Annotated in this window: 16 protein-coding genes and 1 tRNA gene; 9 read left to right on the forward strand and 8 right to left on the reverse strand. The window is 36.8% G+C overall.

The window, feature by feature from the left end:
* Together ACFINZ_RS03360 and ACFINZ_RS03365 are read left to right on the forward strand one after the other, a co-directional pair.
* The coding region (locus ACFINZ_RS03360) for a phage late control D family protein (RefSeq protein WP_375701172.1) at positions 1–966 on the forward strand (966 nt) is incomplete at its 5' end.
* Positions 923–2,386 (forward strand): replicative DNA helicase, encoded by a 1,464-nt coding sequence (locus ACFINZ_RS03365; protein WP_375701173.1) that lies wholly within the window; start codon positions 923–925, stop codon positions 2,384–2,386. The genes ACFINZ_RS03360 and ACFINZ_RS03365, both read left to right, overlap by 44 nt.
* 174 nt (positions 2,387–2,560) lie before the next feature.
* Here ACFINZ_RS03365 and ACFINZ_RS03370 read toward each other — a convergent pair.
* A tRNA-Met gene (locus ACFINZ_RS03370) sits at positions 2,561–2,637 on the reverse strand.
* Between the two features lie 164 nt (positions 2,638–2,801).
* Between ACFINZ_RS03370 and ACFINZ_RS03375 the strand changes: the two genes are divergently transcribed.
* Positions 2,802–3,758, forward strand: coding sequence for a Gfo/Idh/MocA family protein (locus tag ACFINZ_RS03375; protein WP_375633056.1), 957 nt, complete (start codon positions 2,802–2,804; stop codon positions 3,756–3,758).
* Between the two features lie 49 nt (positions 3,759–3,807).
* Positions 3,808–4,926: a DegT/DnrJ/EryC1/StrS family aminotransferase gene (locus tag ACFINZ_RS03380; protein ID WP_375618185.1), complete on the forward strand. Its 1,119-nt coding sequence runs from the start codon at positions 3,808–3,810 to the stop codon at positions 4,924–4,926.
* Between the two features lie 354 nt (positions 4,927–5,280).
* On the opposite strand, the gene ACFINZ_RS03385 is transcribed toward ACFINZ_RS03380, so the two are convergent.
* Genes ACFINZ_RS03385 through ACFINZ_RS03395 form a run of 3 tightly spaced genes read right to left on the reverse strand, consistent with a single transcriptional unit; the run spans position 5,281 to position 6,547 of the window.
* On the reverse strand, positions 5,281–5,547 hold the full coding sequence (locus ACFINZ_RS03385; protein WP_375634638.1) for a hypothetical protein: 267 nt from the start codon (positions 5,545–5,547) through the stop codon (positions 5,281–5,283).
* Positions 5,537–5,923 (reverse strand): hypothetical protein, encoded by a 387-nt coding sequence (locus tag ACFINZ_RS03390; protein ID WP_375611956.1) that lies wholly within the window; start codon positions 5,921–5,923, stop codon positions 5,537–5,539. Before ACFINZ_RS03390 ends, ACFINZ_RS03385 begins: the two co-directional genes overlap by 11 nt.
* 27 nt (positions 5,924–5,950) lie before the next feature.
* Positions 5,951–6,547, reverse strand: coding sequence for a DUF1134 domain-containing protein (locus tag ACFINZ_RS03395; RefSeq protein ID WP_375613340.1), 597 nt, complete (start codon positions 6,545–6,547; stop codon positions 5,951–5,953).
* 214 nt (positions 6,548–6,761) lie between these two features.
* On the opposite strand from ACFINZ_RS03395, the gene chpT reads away from it, so the two are divergent.
* On the forward strand, positions 6,762–7,400 hold the full coding sequence (gene chpT / locus ACFINZ_RS03400) for a histidine phosphotransferase ChpT (RefSeq protein WP_375632317.1): 639 nt from the start codon (positions 6,762–6,764) through the stop codon (positions 7,398–7,400).
* Between the two features lie 224 nt (positions 7,401–7,624).
* Here the strand turns inward: chpT and ctrA are convergent, their stop codons facing one another.
* Positions 7,625–8,326: a response regulator transcription factor CtrA gene (gene ctrA, locus ACFINZ_RS03405; RefSeq protein ID WP_273790819.1), complete on the reverse strand. Its 702-nt coding sequence runs from the start codon at positions 8,324–8,326 to the stop codon at positions 7,625–7,627.
* A 565-nt stretch (positions 8,327–8,891) separates the two neighbouring features.
* Between ctrA and ACFINZ_RS03410 the strand changes: the two genes are divergently transcribed.
* Positions 8,892–9,278, forward strand: a complete 387-nt coding sequence (locus tag ACFINZ_RS03410) for a flagellar export protein FliJ (RefSeq protein ID WP_375634637.1) — start codon at positions 8,892–8,894, stop codon at positions 9,276–9,278.
* Between the two features lie 141 nt (positions 9,279–9,419).
* On the opposite strand, the gene ACFINZ_RS03415 is transcribed toward ACFINZ_RS03410, so the two are convergent.
* Positions 9,420–9,695 (reverse strand): DUF1153 domain-containing protein, encoded by a 276-nt coding sequence (locus ACFINZ_RS03415; protein ID WP_273790817.1) that lies wholly within the window; start codon positions 9,693–9,695, stop codon positions 9,420–9,422.
* Positions 9,696–10,085: 390 nt separating this feature from the next.
* On the opposite strand from ACFINZ_RS03415, the gene mnmA reads away from it, so the two are divergent.
* Positions 10,086–11,309 (forward strand): tRNA 2-thiouridine(34) synthase MnmA, encoded by a 1,224-nt coding sequence (mnmA, locus tag ACFINZ_RS03420; RefSeq protein ID WP_375683992.1) that lies wholly within the window; start codon positions 10,086–10,088, stop codon positions 11,307–11,309.
* Between the two features lie 275 nt (positions 11,310–11,584).
* Here the strand turns inward: mnmA and ACFINZ_RS03425 are convergent, their stop codons facing one another.
* The gene (locus ACFINZ_RS03425; protein WP_375680362.1) at positions 11,585–12,394 is read right to left on the reverse strand and encodes a TrmH family RNA methyltransferase; all 810 of its coding nucleotides are present in this window, start codon (positions 12,392–12,394) and stop codon (positions 11,585–11,587) included.
* Between the two features lie 762 nt (positions 12,395–13,156).
* Between ACFINZ_RS03425 and ACFINZ_RS03430 the strand changes: the two genes are divergently transcribed.
* Positions 13,157–14,065: a cation diffusion facilitator family transporter gene (locus ACFINZ_RS03430; protein ID WP_375618193.1), complete on the forward strand. Its 909-nt coding sequence runs from the start codon at positions 13,157–13,159 to the stop codon at positions 14,063–14,065.
* A 716-nt stretch (positions 14,066–14,781) separates the two neighbouring features.
* Here the strand turns inward: ACFINZ_RS03430 and ACFINZ_RS03435 are convergent.
* Positions 14,782–15,621 (reverse strand): DUF1460 domain-containing protein, encoded by an 840-nt coding sequence (locus ACFINZ_RS03435; RefSeq protein WP_375618194.1) that lies wholly within the window; start codon positions 15,619–15,621, stop codon positions 14,782–14,784.
* A gap of 546 nt (positions 15,622–16,167) precedes the next feature.
* On the opposite strand from ACFINZ_RS03435, the gene ACFINZ_RS03440 reads away from it, so the two are divergent.
* Positions 16,168–17,388: an MFS transporter gene (locus ACFINZ_RS03440; RefSeq protein ID WP_375636816.1), complete on the forward strand. Its 1,221-nt coding sequence runs from the start codon at positions 16,168–16,170 to the stop codon at positions 17,386–17,388.
* Positions 17,389–18,191: the final 803 nt, after the last annotated feature.

Raw genomic sequence — 18,191 nt, forward strand, 5'->3', positions numbered from 1 at the left:
TTTTACCAGCGTCTTTTAACCGCAACCATTACGGACCATGCCGGGAATGAAGCCGATACATTTGAAGCAGAGTTTGACGATAGTGGCAATGATTTAGAGGTTCCCTCAAGCAACAGCACTCTGCAAGTGATCTTTGGTTATGAGAACAGCATCAGTGCCTTCATGGGGCGTTTTGTTGTCGAGTCGGTGGTGAGTATTGGGGGCAGTGATGGAGAGATCTTGCGCCTTTGTGGCAAAAGTGCCTCGATGCGTAAAGAGCTAAAAGAACAGGTGAGTGAGCATTTTGATCACAAAACTGTTGGGGAGATTGTTGAGACACTTGCCAAACGCCATGGCTATCAAGCAAAGGTTAGTCCCCAATTTACCAAACAAACTTTGCCTTATGTGATTCGAACAGATCAATCGGCTGTTGATTTTTTAACCCGCCTTGCCGATCGCATGCGGGCGCGTTTTTTGATCAAGGACAATAAGTTTTTGTTTTTAAGCGGAGATAATTTACCAGCATTAGCAATCCATAAGCACGACTGTTCCAACTGGGAATTTACCCTAGAGCCACGTACGCAATATGGCACCATTGAAGCTTCTTATTTTGATCGCTCAAAAGGGCAGCAATGCCAAGTCAAACATCAGACAGGGTTTAGCGGTCCCGTGCGGCGTTTGCGGACTTGTTACACTTGTGAGGAGGAAGCACGAGCTGCTGCTGCTTCCGAGTCGGACAGGTTGTGTCGTGCTGTAGGCAGTGGTTCTTTGACCCTTGAGGGGCGTCCCGAAATCATGGCGGATCAACCTCTTTTATTGCAAGGGTTTCGTGGGCAAATCAATGGTCCATGGAAAGCTGCAACCGTCACCCACCGCTATGAAAAACAAAGCGGATACACCACAGAAATCACACTCGAGGCACCAAACAAGGGAAAAGAAAGCAATGAGAACACTGAACATGCTAAAAACAGAAAATCCAAGAGATAATTTTGCTTCTTCTTTTCGTCAACTTCCCCATAATATTGAAGCGGAACAGGCATTACTTGGAGCAATCCTGATTAATAATAATGCACTCGATCGCGTTTCAGACTTTCTCAAAGCAGAACATTTTTTTGAAACGCTACACCAAAAGATCTTTGAGATTGTCTTACAAATTATTCAAAAGGGTCATCTTGCAAACCCCATTACAATTAAGCCCTATATCCAAATGGAAGAAAAAATTGGAGATATTACTGTATACCAGTATGTTGTTCGCTTAGCCACAGAGGCAGTCACTATTATTAACACTGAGGATTATGGACGCGTCATTTACGATCTGTTTATCCGACGCTCTTTGATTAATCTTGGCAATGAAGTTGCCAATACAGCTTTTGATGCGCCTCTGGAGTTCACACCTTCCCAACAAATTGAAACAATTGAAAATCAATTATTTGAGTTAGCCGAAAAAGGAAAATATGGGGGTGGTTTTGAAAACTTTGATACAGCCATTGCAAAAGCACTTAACATGGCAAGCGCTGCGAAAAAGCGTTCCTCACAGCTTTCAGGGATAGCTACCCATATCAAAACCCTTGATGAAAAAATGGGAGGATTACAAGCATCTGATTTAATTATCCTTGCGGGGCGCCCTGCTATGGGGAAAACATCACTTGCTACCAATATTGCTTTTAATATTGCCAATGCTTGCAAGCGTCATGATAACAGCCAAACCAATGAAGGGGGTATTGTAGGTTTCTTCTCACTTGAAATGTCAACAGAACAGCTTGCAACTCGTATTATCTCAGAGCAAATAAAGGTTTCTTCTTCTGATATGCGTCGTGGTAATATCTCAGAAGAGCAATTTACCAACATCATTTACGCAATGCGTTCCTTACAAACAATCCCTCTTTATATTGATCAAACGGGGGGTGTATCCCTTGCACAATTGGCCGCCCGTGCAAGGCGTCTTAAACGACAACATGGTCTAGATGTCTTGATTATCGATTATATCCAACTCATGACAAGCGGTTCAAAGCGTTCATTAGAAAATCGCGTTCAAGAAATTACAGCCATTACCACCGGATTAAAAGCACTTGCAAAAGAACTCAATATTCCCATCATTGCTCTGTCACAACTTTCACGTCAAGTTGAAAACCGAACCGATAAACGTCCACAACTCTCCGACTTACGTGAATCTGGTTCAATCGAGCAAGATGCCGACATTGTTTTGTTTGTTTATCGTGAAGAATATTATCTCAAAAATGAAGAACCCAAAGAAGGCACCGCTGAGTATAGCAAATGGCAAGATGCAATGGAGCAAGCCAAGGGTAAAGCCGAGGTTATTATAGCAAAACAACGCCATGGTCCGACAGGAATCGTTCCCCTTGCCTTTCAATCCGACTTTACATGCTTTAGTGATTTGGAAAAATAGGAGCAGAAAAATGCGTTAAAGAGAGCTTTAAATACCCTTTGAAAAGCATTTGAAGACCCTTTAAAACTCTTTGAGAAAAAATAAATTGGTACAAAACCTAGTGGCAAAATATACAAAAAACGCTGGCAAGCTACACCCGCTGGCAAGCTACAACAAGCTACAACAAACAAGTAATGGTAGCGGAGGAGGGATTTGAACCCCCGACACAAGGATTATGATTCCTCTGCTCTAACCTACTGAGCTACTCCGCCAAAATAAGCAATCATAATTGTCAATAATTACATCTTTTGCGGATATAAGGGGTAGAATAGTAAGATGTCAAGCATCGTTTTTAAGCTTTTCTCTTGTCATTCTATTTTATCCTCGATATGTAAAAGTGTAATTTTCATATGATAAAGTAAGGTAAGGCATGAAAATGGTGCCACGTGTAGCGGTTTTAGGATGCGGTCATTGGGGTGAAAATCATATACGGACACTCCACTCTCTCGGGGCTTTAGCAGCAGTTTCTGATATTGATAATGATCGTGCTGCTAGTTTTGCAACACTGTATGGTGTAGAGGTTGTTACACCAGATGATCTTTTTACGCATCGAGATATTGATGCGCTGGTATTAGCGTTGCCGCCACAATTGCATACGCAAAATGTGCTCCGTGCTGTTAAAAATGGTAAAGATGTTTTGGTGGAAAAACCAATAGCCTTGAATGTTTCTGATGCTAAACGCCAAGTTCAGGAGGCTGAGGCCTATGAGCGAGTTTTTATGGTGGGCCATATTTTGCGTTTTCATCCAGCTTTTGAAAAAATGTGTGAATTGGTGAAAAACGGAGATGTGGGAGATGTGCGATATATTTATTCTCATAGATTAGGCTTTGGAAAATTTCACACACACAGTGATGCTTTATGGGATCTTGCCCCTCATGATCTCTCAATGATTTTGGCGTTGACAGGATGTGAACCTTCCGAAATTCGCGGTGAGGGGGCTGCTGTCGTTGATCAGATTTCTGATTTTTCTCATATTCATATGATTTTTCCAAATGGCGTGCGTAGTCATCTTTTTACTTCACGCTTGAGTTCTTATCGTGAGAGGCGTTTAATTGTTGTTGGAACAAAGGCTATACTCGTTTTTGATGATATGGAACCGTGGAGTCGTAAATTGGCAATGCACTATTTTGCCGTTTGGAAAGAAAATCAAGAGTGGGCTTTTAGCATGGATGAGCTGAATTACATTGATGTTTGTGAAGATTTGCCGCTTACTTGCGAATTACGGCATTTCCTCCATTGTATTGAAACGCGTCAATCACCTCGTACAAATGGTGATGATGCTATTGCGGTTTTACGGATTTTAACAGCTGCTGATGTCAATTATGATAGATAAAAGAGATAGGTAGCGCTTTTGCATTCTTGTGATGATCAATGGAGTTAATATGCAATTCATCGACCTTGGGGCGCAGCGTGCGCGTATTGAAGATAAAATTAATTTTGCAATTGCGCATGTAGTCGCTAGTGGTAAGTATATTTTGGGACCAAAAGTAACAGAATTTGAAGAGAAATTGGCAGAATATCTTGGCGTTAAACATGTGATTGCATGTGCTAATGGAACAGATGCTTTGAAGATGCCTCTTATGGCTAAAAATATTGGTCCAGGGGATGCTGTTTTTTGTCCTAGTTTTACATTTTCAGCAACGGCTGAAGTGGTTGCTTTGGTGGGGGCTAAACCTGTTTTTGTTGATGTTTTACCTGATACATTCAATATTGATGTTGAAAAACTTTCTCACGCTATCGAAATGGTAAAAAAAGAGGGACGTCTAAAGCCAAAAGCTATTATTGCCGTTGATTTATTTGGGCTTTCTGCTGACTATGTGCAAATTGCTCAAGTGGCTGCAAAGGAAAATCTTTTTATAATTGAAGATGCTGCTCAATCTATGGGGGGGAGAAGCGGTAATACTATGTGTGGTGCTTTTGGTGATGTGGCTGCTACAAGTTTTTATCCTGCAAAACCATTAGGATGTTATGGCGATGGAGGCGCTATGATGACCAATGATGATCATTTTGCAGAACTTTTACGCTCTATTTTGTTTCATGGTAAAGGTGAAACGCAATATGACAATGTACGTATTGGTATGAATTCGCGCCTAGATAGCATTCAGGCTGCAATTTTACTAGAAAAGTTTGCGATTTTTGAAGATGAAATGGAAAAGCGTGTGGAAATTGCTCAACGCTATTCCAATGGCTTAAGAGATATTGTTACAGTTCCAGAAATAGGAGAAAATATTCGTTCTGCTTATGCACAATATACGATTAAGGTAAAAGAACGGGATAAATTAAAAGATTTTTTACAAAAAAATTCTATCCCTACAATGATTTATTATAAAACTCCTTTACATCAACAGCCAGCTTATAAACACTTCCCTTATGTAAAAGATTCCCTTTCTGTTTCAGAGTCTTTAGGAGAGTGTGTTTTAAGTTTACCAATGCATCCTTACTTGACACAAACGGATCAGGATATGATTATCAAAAAAATAAGAGATTTTTATCACTCTTGAGAGCGTGTTTTTATCCTTAAAATTATGGTCAAAGCTTTATTGGTGATCCATCTTAGAAGGTATTTTTTGTTAGAGTGTGTGGCCAATGTTTTGGTATTATTTCCTTTCTAGGACCTATGAAATGTTGTCCTTTAGAGCGGTGATATGATTAGAAAGTGAAGCTTCTAGACAAGAAGATATTTTTTAACAGAACTGTATGGGCTAAGAAACTTTGTCCTTTAGCTTAGCAAAAAAGTCACGTTTAATAAAAAGGATTTGGGTTATGAAAGTTACAATGAACCTTTGTTGATTTTACTCTTCATTTAAGGTGTTTTAAAAGATAACTTATTTAACGGGGATTTTTTAAAAGATAACTTATTTAACGGGGATTTTGGAGAGAAAAGTTATTTTTTGGCGAATACGTGATGCTAGGTCATTTTTGCTTTTGGATTTTTGAATCAATGTGTTGATGGGTGATGTATTCCCTTCTTGTAGCGCTATTTGAGCTGCTAATGTTGCTGCAAGTTCTTTTGTTTCTTCTCGGAGTTCTTCTAGCAATTGGTGGTTAGCGGTCGTGTCCAGCTCATGAGTTTGGATTTTTTGTAAGCGTTGCTGATAGTGTGCGACTTTTTCACGCATCATTTGTCTTTCCTTTGGAAGTGTGTAGTGTGGCAATATTTTGTTTGATTGCTATCGCTTCTTTGGTGAGAGTATCTTTTGTGGGGAGGCATAGCCGATAAAACTGTTCTGTTACTTGGCTCAGTTGTATTTTTTGTTGGACATATTTTTTTTGCAAAAATTCGTACTTTTGTTGGTTGTTTGCTAATTCTACAGCATGTTGTGCACGAAGAAAATCGTGATTTGCTTCTATTTCCGCGAGTGATAATGGCATTTTCGCACAAACATCTTTATACGCAAAATGAACGGCTTTACGCCAAATAAAAGGAGATAAAAGCACCAGTAACCAGGAAGTGAAAGCAACTCCAAGTATAAAAAAAAGAAATGATTGAATAAGCATAATACCCCTTTTCAAATAAGAATACGTTTAAAACGGATTCCATGTCGGTCTATGTGTTAATTTTAAATATCCTATATTGATACCAAGGCGTGCGCCGACTCCTGTACGTATTGGGATTAACAAGGTATTATGGTATTTTAGGACATGAAAACCAACACCTGCAATTAAATAGGCCGAACCTGAAATACCACCATAGCGTCTCCATAAATTATTTATGCCATTAAGATTGTAAACTAAGATCATTAAACGGGAGCCTTGGCCGCCAAAATCCCATCCTACTGAGGGACCTTGCCAAAAAACTTTATGTTGACCATAGCTTTTGGTAAAAACCATTCCTTCGCCATAGGTTAATCCAGCAAAAAAGGCACCAGAAGCTTCTTCTCCTAAAATATAGGCATTGGGATAACCGTATTTTGAAAAAATATTTTGAATTGCAACAGCCAGACCACTAGCTGTTTTTCCAAAAAAAATATGACCAGAATCAATAATTTCTTGGAGTGAATAATGAGGTTCGTTTTGCTCTATTGGTTTTAGTCGAGCTTGTGTAGTGTTTATGGTGATGAATAAAAGGAAGATTAAAGATATAATATTTTTGTACCAGTATTTGAGCAGAGAGAGAGCCATGGAGTTTTCTCCTTTTATTAGTGATAAACAAAAAGATAATATTAGAATTTTCATTCTATTCAAATAAAAAATAAGATATAAGGTTATTTAAATTCTTGAATTTATTTCTGAATTTTTTAGCATGATTGTTAATGTTTCCTATTATGCATCAGATGTTAAGAGTTTTTCTTTAAAATAAAGTTTGTTTTTTTGAATCTAGGAGTTTTCAATCATTATGACGTTAGATATTTCTTTGAAGCCTATGGATCTTGCTGCTTTGCTTTGTAGTCGTATTTGCCATGATTTGATTTCACCTGTGGGGGCTATTCAAAATGCAATGGAGCTTTATGATGAAGGAGGAGCTGAAGAAGATGCTTTACAATTGGTGCGTTTATCCGTTGCGAGTGCTGCTGCACGTCTACAATTTGCGCGATTGGCTTTTGGTTTTGCTGGTGCAAGTGGAGGACAAATAGATACACGGACTGCAGAGCAGGTTGCTCAACAATATATGAAAGAAGAAAAAGCAACTTTAAAATGGCAAGCTTCTTCTTTATTGTTAGAAAAAGATGAAGTTAAACTTTTGCTTAATTTATTATTGATTGCAAACGCAACAGTTTCTCGTGGTGGTGAAATTGTTGTTATGATTTTGCAAGAAGAAAATAAACGTTCTTTTCGATTTGAGGTTTTCGGTAGAACTCTCCGTATCCCCCCTCATTTTCTTGCGTTATTTCGTGGAGAAGTTCAAGAAGAGCTTATTGATGCACATGTCATCCAATTTTATTACACAATGTTACTTGCTCAGATGACAGAGATGAAAATAAATATTGATGAAAGTGATGGTTGTATTGTTTTAGAAAGTGTAAAAAAGCTTTGAATAAGAGAGAAGCGCTTAAGCTGTGTTGGGAAAAGTGGCTTCGATTGAACTTATGAGCGATAAGGTTATATGTGTAAATTGGGTGTGGTTACTTCTTAAGCTTTAAGCGCTTTCTATATGAGATTTTTAGTGTGCGAGTTCTCTACTTTTAATAGAGAAAAGATCTCGGGGAAAAAATCTCGGCCCGCTACACTCCGAGATTTTACAATGTGCATATTCACTGCTTAAGCGGTTTTTCGTACGTTCTCTTCAACTGGATCACGTAATACATAACCACGTCCCCAAACTGTATCAATGTAATTTACACTGGAAGAGACTGCTTCCAATTTTTTCCGCAATTTACAGATAAAAACATCGATAATCTTTAGTTCTGGTTCATCCATTCCACCATAGAGATGATTGAGAAACATTTCCTTGGTAAGGGTGGTGCCTTTGCGTAAAGAGAGAAGCTCTAACATTTGGTATTCTTTACCGGTTAAATGAACAGGGCGCCCTGCAACTTCGACAGTTTTTGTGTCAAGGTTAACGGTGAGATCTCCGGTAACAATAACCGATTGTGCATGTCCTTTTGAACGACGAACAACTGCATGGATACGTGCAATGAGCTCATCCTTATGAAAAGGCTTCGTCATATAGTCGTCTGCTCCAAAGCCAAAACCACGAACCTTATCTTCAATGGCATTCATACCAGAAAGGATTAGGACAGGAGTTTTTATTTTTGCCAACCTTAGAGTCCGCAAGACATCATACCCTGACATGTCAGGCAAATTCAGATCAAGCAAAATGATATCATAATCATAGAGTTTTCCTAAATCGATACCTTCTTCACCCAGATCAGTGATATAAACATTAAAGTTAGCCGACTTTAACATCAACTCAATGCTTTGAGTAACTGCTCTATCATCTTCAATTAATAATACGCGCATTTTAGATCCCTCACTTTGCTCCTTCACGAATCATAAGGAGCATTTCTATTTTATATCAGTTAGCAAAACCACTGTTATAAAAACAATTCATTAAATCAAACACTTATAACAAAGCGTTTATGAACATTTCAGTAGTACGCGTAACAATCACTACTAAATTCCCCACTATCCATGATAGTGGTTAACAAAATATTTTTATTTTTGAAAGAGGCTACAAAATTATTTTAGAAAAATCCTATATTTTTTAACATAATAAAAAAGGAGGGCTTTTTCTATAAACTTTAACTTAAAAAAAATTTGTAAAAGAGCTTTATAAATTACTTTTTTACAATTTCAGTGTTTATTTACTGAGCTTTAAACCTCTTCAGTTTATAATGGGGGAAAAGTTAAAGAAATAGTTATTGCTCTATTAAAGCAGATTGTATTTTCAGATGCTTTAATGAAAGGCAAAAATTATTATAATTTCAAGTTAATAGACTGTTTTTGTCGGATAGATATATAACTAAAAGATATTTATTGGGTGTGAATGCGAGTTTTGAGTTGGCGCAATCAAGGAGTAGTGAGTATGAAGCCACGAGAAAATATGGTGCGATTAAGGATGTTTCAAGTGCGTGGAAAGCGCCGTGAAATTACACAGCTTGAGATGATGATCGCAGAATTTGAACGAATGGTGTTAGAGTTGGAAGCACAGATTACTCATGAAGAACGTAAATCTGGAAACAATGATGTTCACCATTTTGCTTATTCTGCTTTTGCGCGTGCAGCGCGGCAAAGACGTGATAATCTGATCAATTCAATTCGTGATTTAGAACTTCAAAAAACAAATGCTGAAATTGCTCTCCATGAAGCTAATACAGAGCTGCAACGTGCACAGCTTTTGGAAGCACGAGAAAAGAAGATTGCTGCGGATGATAAGGATATTTTGATTCAATCTAATTCAATGGTTGGCTAATTTAATGGCTGGATGATAAAAGCAATTATTGAAAAATCCATTCTTTCAGGTTTATCTTTTGGGTATAGTATAAAACAGCCAAACTTTTATCAAGTTTGGCTGTTTTATAGATTGCTTTATGTTTTATTAATCAATGGCAACTTAATGCCTGTAGTGTTGAATCTTGGTCGTTCGTAATCCCGCTAAACCGTGTTCATCGATTAAACTTTGCCATGAAAGAAATTCTTCTACAGTCAAAGTATAACGGTGGCACGCTTCGTCAAGACTTAACAATCCACCTCTGACAGCCGCAACAACTTCAGCTTTGCGACGAATCACCCAGCGCCGTGTTGTTTGCGGCGGTAGGTCGGCAATTGTAAGCGGACTTCCATCTGGCCCAATAACATATTTCATTTGTGTTTTTATCAAGTTGCTCATTCGTATCCTCTACCTTTAGTCAAGGACTTGATTCGTTTATAGAGCATGAAATTTAAAAAAGAGCTAAAAGCGCTGAAAGAAAAAATTAATAAAGTGATTGGGTCTGTAAAAAGAAGCTCAAGTTGAAGTGTGTAGAAGAGATTCTTGCAATATTTTACTGGATTTTTCAAAAGAGAAAAAAGGATTTCTCCTAAACGATTACCATTATGCCTTATTTCCATCATTCTTTTTTTGTTTGCAGCAGCTCTTAAGAAAGTAATGCCTATGGTTGTGGAAAGGATAAAAAAATAATATAAAGACAATCAATCGTGTAAAAGTGCTAAAGAGCGTGCATCAGAATGTCAACATATGGGTAGCCATTAAACAGAGCATTAAATAGAGAATGAATACATGTTTTTAAACAGTCTTGATTTACCAGGGCAACCTGAGGATTCTCGCATTGTTGTTGCAATGTCGGGGGGGGTTGATTCATCGGTTGTTGCAGGTCTTTTGAAAAAGGAAGGGTATAATGTTATTGGCATTACGTTGCAGCTTTATGATCATGGGGAAGCAACGCATCGGGTGGGGGCGTGTTGTGCAGGACAAGATATTGAGGATGCACGCCGCGTTGCAGAAACACTAGGAATACCGCATTATGTTCTTGATTATGAAAAGCGCTTTCGCGAAGCTGTTATTGATCCTTTTGCAGAAAGTTATGCTCATGGAGAGACCCCAGTACCATGTATTGCATGTAATCAAACGGTTAAGTTTGCTGATTTATTAGCAACGGCACGCGAATTGGGGGCAGATGCTTTGGCTACGGGACATTATATTCGTTCGCGTTCCCACGGAGCGCATCGAGCACTCTTTCGTCCTCTCGATAATGATCGTGATCAGAGTTATTTTCTCTTTGCAACGACACAAGAACAGATTGATTATTTGCGTTTTCCACTTGGTAACCTTCCAAAAGCCCGCGTTCGTGAAATGGCAGCAGAAATGGGCTTTGTGGTTGCCAATAAGCATGATAGTCAGGATATTTGTTTTGTTCCACAAGGAAAATATTCAGATGTTATCGCAAAACTGCGTCCAGAAGCAGCTAATCCTGGCGTTATTGTCCATATTGATGGAAAGATTTTAGGTGAACATTCGGGAATTGTTAATTATACGGTTGGTCAACGTCGTGGTATTGGGGTGTCAACGGGTGAAGCGCTTTATGTGGTTTATCTCGATGTGGAAAATGCACGTGTTATTGTTGGACCGCGTGAAATGTTAGAAACGCATAAGCTTTTTTTACGTGATGTGAATTGGCTTGGTGATGAGTCGTTAGATAATTTCCCTTCTCAAGGTATTGAGGTGGCTGTAAAGGTGCGTTCAACGCGTCCTCCTCATCTTGCGCGCTTACATTATAAAGAAGGTATTTTTTCCGTTGATTTATTGGAATGTGAAAATGGTGTGGCACCAGGGCAAGCTTGCGTTCTTTATGATGGAAATGGTCATGAGGCGCGTATTCTTGGGGGAGGATTTGTAACACATTCAGAACGTGCAGCCGATACTGAAATGATGTTGAAGCGCGTTTTATGCAATCTCGAAACAAAAGATTCTGTTTCCTCAGAACTAAAAACAACAGCTTTATAAAGCATAGTAAATTGATTTAATGATATCTTTTAACCTTAAACTTGAATGAGAGACTTCCGGAAGATTTTCTCATTGAAAGTTTGTTTTATGATTGAATCCATCAACATTATATCTTCTGCACGTCATAAGTGGGGTTAGGGTGTGGAAAGTGATGAAAAAAATGTAAAAATGTTTTTTATCAATGCTTTCAAAGGCTAGGGAACGGCAATATTATTGGAGACTGGTAGATAACACACAACATTAGGTATGTTCTATAACTTGAAGTGTTATCATCTTTAGTGGTCAAAGTTGGTAAAATGAGCAAGTGCAATACCTGAGGCTGTGGCAACATTAAGGCTGTCAAAACCGTCAGTCATGGGAATACGTAAGGTGTTTGATTGTTGTAGTATATGGGGTGGTAAGCCATCGCCTTCTGTTCCAAAAATAAGTGCCATTCTTTTGGTTTTGTTGGCTTGTTTGAGAGTGTGTGAGGCAGAAGGGGAGAGTGCATAAAGATGAAAGTTTTCATCGTTTAGAGCAGCTATAATGTCATCTATATCAGCGTTTTGCGTATAGGGTACTTTTAAAGCAGCACCGGCAGAAACTCTTATTGATTTGCGATAAAGTGGATCGCATGAGGTTTTGTCGACAATAATGCCATTACTGGCAAAGGCTGCTGCATTACGAAAAATTGATCCCATATTATCGTGATTCGAGATACCACATAAAACAAGAATCAAAGCTTTTTCTGGAAGATGTTGTAAAAAACTTTGTAAAGATGGCAGTATTTTGCGTTTACCAATACCCAGAATACCACGATGAACATGGAAGCCGGCGATATTATCCATAATTTTTTGTGGAACGCAATAAATGGGACATAGGGGCTGTGTTTTTTCTAAAAGCGGTAGAAGTCCAGAGAGACGGTTTGCTACGATAAGCAGTGAGATGGCAGAAAACTCTTTTGAGTGCAGTAATGCGGACAATGTTACTTTGCCTTCAGCAATAAATTGATGTTGCCGTCCAACAAGATCTTTTTCACGGATATTATGATAGGCTTTTAGGCGTGGATCATCTGTTTCATTGATTGTTGTGATATTCAAATGCATGCGAGATTTTTAGTGCTTTTTTCTTATGATTTCCAGATGTTAGAATTTGTTTTATTTTAAAAGAAGAGATAAAAAAATACTTTTTTAAAACTTATGGTAGAATTTATGTTGACAATATGCAACCATAGGTATAATGTAAAAATACTGATACGGAATCATATATTTTTCTCGTATCGGGTGCAGTATCTTGGGTCCCCGCTATTTCCCAAGTTCTGTATGCCCTTAATTTCTAAGGGAAAAGAATCTGGGTCCCCAATGCCCAGATTCTTTTTTTGAGGGTAATCATTGTTCTTCTTTTTATATCTAAATTTTTTAGTAAATCATATTTTAAAATCCAGTTGACCTGTAAGGTTACAGTAGAGTGCTAAGATATTTTTTCTAAGGTGCAAAGATGGATTATAGATGGGTTATAATGCACATCATAAGACTAAAAAAATGCATGATTATGATAGATTTGAGCAAAAACAAGTTTTTCGTTTATGAGAAGTGAGATGGCTTTAAGTTATTCAGAAAACGATTAATAATGAAGGTTATGTGTTTGATTGCTCTTGGGAAAGCTCTTCTTTCTATTATTTTTCTCTTCTTTATTTATTGGTGCTGTTCGTGTAACTGAGCAGTTTTTACGATAATAATGGTGAGCTGAAGCGTTTATTGTATGATGAAGCTTCTGTAATATTGAGGAAAGATCGTCGTTATGCCAAAAGTATAATGATATGGTTGAAAATATTAATTCCCTATTTCGTGAAGAAAAGGATGAGGTTCATGGATGTAAAAATCAATATACAAAGCTTAACTTTATACTCTATTTTTATTGCGTGTATTGTTTTTGCTTTGAAATATTGGGCATATCACATCACAGGTTCGGTTGCACTTTATTCTGATGCATTGGAATCAATCGTTAATATCCTTGCATCATTGGCAGCATGGTGGGCTGTTAAAGTGAGTATGAAGCCAGCAGATCATGATCATCCCTTTGGGCATCATAAAGCGGAATATTTTTCCGCAATTCTTGAAGGGGTACTCATTATTATTGCGGCAATTGTTATTTTAAGAGAAGCATGGATAGCTCTTTCTACCGTTAAATTGTTGCAGAAACCTGGAATATGGCTTGCTATTCATCTTATTGCAACTGTCATAAACTGTATGTGGGGAATGGTTCTTATTGGGCAGGGAAAACTCCATCGCTCACCGGCTCTTAAAGCTGATGGAGTACATTTTATAACTGATGTTTTTACGTCTCTTGCAATTTTAATTGGTTTGATTGCTGGTTTTGTCGGAGGATGGGGAGCTTTAGATCCAATTTTAGCGATAATCGTTGCTGTTAATATTCTCTTACAGGGCTGGAAGGTGATTAGAAATGCTGTTCAGGGATTAATGGATGTTGGCGTTGAATTGAATGAAAGCATGCGGATTCGGGAGCTGATTTCTGCAAATGCATCGGGTGCGCTTGAGGTCCATGATTTGCGGACGCGTGTTGCTGGGAGGGTTACTTTTATAGAGTTTCATTTGGTTGTGCCTGCTATAATGCAGGTAGGAGAAGCACATAAAATTTGTGATAAAATCGAAGCTGTTCTTCAAAAAGAATTTGATAATGTGCGTATTTCTATTCATGTCGAGCCTGAAGATGAGGCAAAATTGCCTCCTGGTACAACGGTGATCCCTTTTATATAAAAAGATTTTTTCAATTGGGTTGTCATGTTACGAACATTAATTTTTTACGGTGTGGCAACTCATATCTCTTGAAAATACGATGATGCTCTTTTGTTGATTGTATTTTTGCATCAATAAAGGGGAAGATTAAACAAAGTCTCTTAAGGCAAGATTTATTCTGTTATCGTACACTGTCATTTAAGGTGTGGTGAGATAAGACCTATAAAATTTGATCTCTTAAGCATTTTTTGAGTGCGCGGTCAATGCCGAGAAGTAAGGCTTGCTGGTGGCATTTAATTGAATTACATGAAATGGTTATCCGCTGAAATTGGCTTAAGAAGATGTATTGTTTACGGGGCTGTCAAGAATAGATCTCTTGTTTTTGAGAGCGAGAGGAAATAGAGCTTAATTATAAATTTTATATAAAATACTTTGTGAGACAATAATCATAACATACCTTATTTTACTTATGCTTGCAAAAAATATTTTTTATATTCATAAAGATTAGAATGGCGGTGGTCTATAGATAATTCTTAGCTCGAGCATATGAAAAGAAAGTATGATACAAGAAATAACAGAGTTTTGCTTGCCTTCAGCTTTCAGTCAGTAAAGGTAATTATAACCGCCATTCTTCAAATATGATTTTATCCGTGTAGATTATACAAAGTTAGACGTTTATCTGAATAGCTTCAGTATATCTATTAAGAATAGAAAAGCTATTTCATATCGCTATGATGTTATTCAAGGGCTCTTAAAACGACGATTCCTGGTGTTTTTGCAACATAATCCATAAAAGGGGTATCGACGACTTTTTCATTTTCTTTGTGTGAAGGAGCATGTCGTAACATCGGCCCTTTATCTGTCATGATAAAGAAACTCACATGTGTTACATCCAATCCAGCAAGTTTTGCATAAATGCCAATGAAATCCCCTGATTTTAAACGGCTTATAACCTCTTCATTAATAAAGTTACTTGGAATATACGTTATTGTGCGTTTCACAACTGGAAGTCCAGGAAGATAGCTTTCACCATCAGCTTTTTTGTTTAGATATTTTTCTATTTTTACCGCATGGGGACTTATTTCAGCGGTAATATCAGTGGCGAGTTTATATTCTCTATAAGCCCAATCCGTAAAAAAATGTTTCCGATTTAAAAAATCAACATTACCGTTAATATAACGCGTTTTTATGACGTTATTTATGAATTCTGTTTGGGATGTTGATTTGCGCAATGCTTCAACATAATCCATACAAGTGAAGTTATCTAAGCTTCTAAAATCAATAATCAGTTTTTCTGGTGTATTTTCTGAGCCATGTAACATATTAGCTTTGTAAGGTGTTCCTAAAAAAGCTTCAGAAAGAAAGTCAATCATGGCTCCTTTTTCGTGATCATTTATTTCTGAACGTTTTTTGAGAAGAGCATTTAATTTATTTAAAGTATAGGGATCTAGCTCTACGCTGGTTGTTTGTTGTGTTTCTATTTTATTTTCTATCCCCCCCTCTTGTGAATAAGAATTTTGGACATCACGTCCTATCACTAACATTAAAGTGAGAATTAATAGGGATATTTTTTGCATTTTATACACCATTTTTAAATTTAACAGTTCACGGACAACACGTACTAAAAGAACTGTTTTCTCATGCTTATTAGATTTGAATGTAATAATAACATATAATATTGATTGATTCAATAAATATAATCAGTTTTTACAGTATTAATATATTTTTATGATGATTATTAAATATTTAAATTATTATATGTTATTGATTTATCTAATAGAGTTGATGTTTTAAAAATTAGCAGTATGATAAGTGGTAATAATGTATTATAAAATTAATCATAATATCTATAAAATTATTTTGATATTCTATGTCTTACGAGGAATTGTTAATGATTTATTCTCATAAGTATTTTTTCATTTAATATAAAATATATTTTTTATAATTTGATAATTATATATCAAGTAAAAATAATTTTATATTTTTATCTTGACTCTTTTTGTAATTTTTAATTTGTTATTATTTTGTATGTGAAAAGTATAGGTTATAGAATACTTTTAAAAGGAAACGGGAGTTAAAAGAGAGCGGGGGAGTCATTGTATGCGTAAAATAGTGTGTATGTTATGCAAGACCAAATGCTCAATCCGAAATTTGTTCAGCGTGGGCTCATTTTAGTGTTCATCACTTTATTGTTAGATATTCTTTGTATTGCGATCATTTGTCCTGTTTTGCCTGAATATTTTTCTCAATTAACTGGAAAAGAGGTCAGTACATCTTTTGTAGAAAGAGGAAAATTACTTGCAGCTTATTCAGTGATGCAGTTTTTGTTTGCTCCTGTTATTGGCAATCTCTCTGATCGTTATGGTCGTCGTCCTATTTTGCTTCTCTCTATTATCTGCTTTGCTCTTGATAATCTCATATGTGCTATAGCATGGAGCTATTCTATGTTATTTATCGGACGTCTTTTGTCAGGGATAAGTGGCGCTAGTTTTGCAACTTGTACAGCTTATCTTGCGGATATATCCGATGATAAAACCCGTACACGCAATTTTGGTTTGTTAGGCATTGCATCCGCATTGGGGTTTATTTTAGGATCGTTTATTGGTGGTTTTTTAGGTCAGTTTGGTCCGCGTATTCCGTTTTATTTTGCTGCTGGTTTTTCTCTCATTAATTTTATTTTTTCTTGGGTTATGCTTCCAGAAACCCTTTCTTTATGGAATAGGCGCTTTTTTGATATTAAGCGGGCAAATCCCTTAGGTGCTTTTTGGCATCTGAAACAATACCCGATGGTTCTTTGGGTGTTATTGGTCTTTTTTCTTTATTGGTTTGCGGAATCTGTATGGTTAAGCATTTGGGCTTTCATTGCAAAAGAACGCTATGATTGGAGTTCTTTTTCTATTGGACTCTCCTATAGTGTTTTTGGGATAGGCCAATTTATTGTAGTCGCTCTCATTTTGCCTTATTTTTCTAAACGATGGAGTGATTGGCATATTGTTATAGTGGGGCTTTTGTTTGCCTCTGTTGCTATGCTGGGCTATACATTCGCGACGCAGGGGTGGATGGTTTATATGGTTTGTATGTGTACAATGCTTGAATATCTTGTTCATGCACCTATACGTGCGATTGCTTCAGCGCAGGTACCGACAAATGTACAAGGAGAACTGCAAGGAGCGATGACATCTGTTATTTCGTTGAGTTTAACATTTGGTTCTGTTTTTTATGTGTTTCTTTTTGAATGTTTTACAGATAAAAATGCACTGTTTTATTTTTCTGGTGCTCCTTTTGTTGGAGGCTTTTTTCTTCTTGTCGTTGCGACAGTTATTTTTGCCTTGCGGGTACGTTAATTTGTTGAGAGGGGCTGGTACGTACTATTTTGCTAAAGAATGCACAAGATAAACAAAATGTATCATTTTATAGGCAGAAAGTTTTTGTGATATTTGTTTCACAAAGTGTTGTATAAAATATTGATATATCCTTCTCATTTAGTAAAAATAATTTTTTTATTTTGTGATATTGTTTGTAGAGGGGGAGTCCGTATTTTTTCTATTGCTTGCAAATTAATATCCAGTGCTAATGCAGCAGCATATTGAAAACAAAGATTAAAACGTATCTGAGTTAGATGTATCAGTATTGTATGAACAATTCCAAATTTTATATGGCAAATTGGAAGTAAAATATTGCTTATATTTGTTGGCATCACTTCTGGAATCGAAAGAAAACCTCATTTTGGAAGAATATAAAGTTGTAAAATTGAAAAGATGTTTTCTGTTTTGCTATTACTTTTTTATTCGGCTTTACAGTTTTCAAAACCATCTACGGCAATATCTTTTAAAAAGTAGAGATTTGTTGCATTGTCTCACACTTTAATTTTTTTTATTCTTTAGGAGGAGTTATGCTTCTCATGCACAATAGAATGCTTAAAATTGTATTGTGAATCAAATGCTTATTTGAAGTTTAGACACTTTACTCTTTTTAAAAATAGTTTTTATCGATACACTTACCTTGCTTGGGGGGAGAAGCCAATGATTTTGATGGATACGACCTTAAGAGAAGAGGAGGGAGAAAAATTTAAGTTATTCAGTGCGCTCTTTTTAGTTTTAGAATGATCAATAAGAATATTTATTCAATAAGTTGTAGGTATAAAAAT

It is taken from the genome of Bartonella sp. AA81SXKL, assembly GCF_042196945.1.
In the GTDB taxonomy this organism is placed as follows: Bacteria; Pseudomonadota; Alphaproteobacteria; order Rhizobiales; family Rhizobiaceae; genus Bartonella.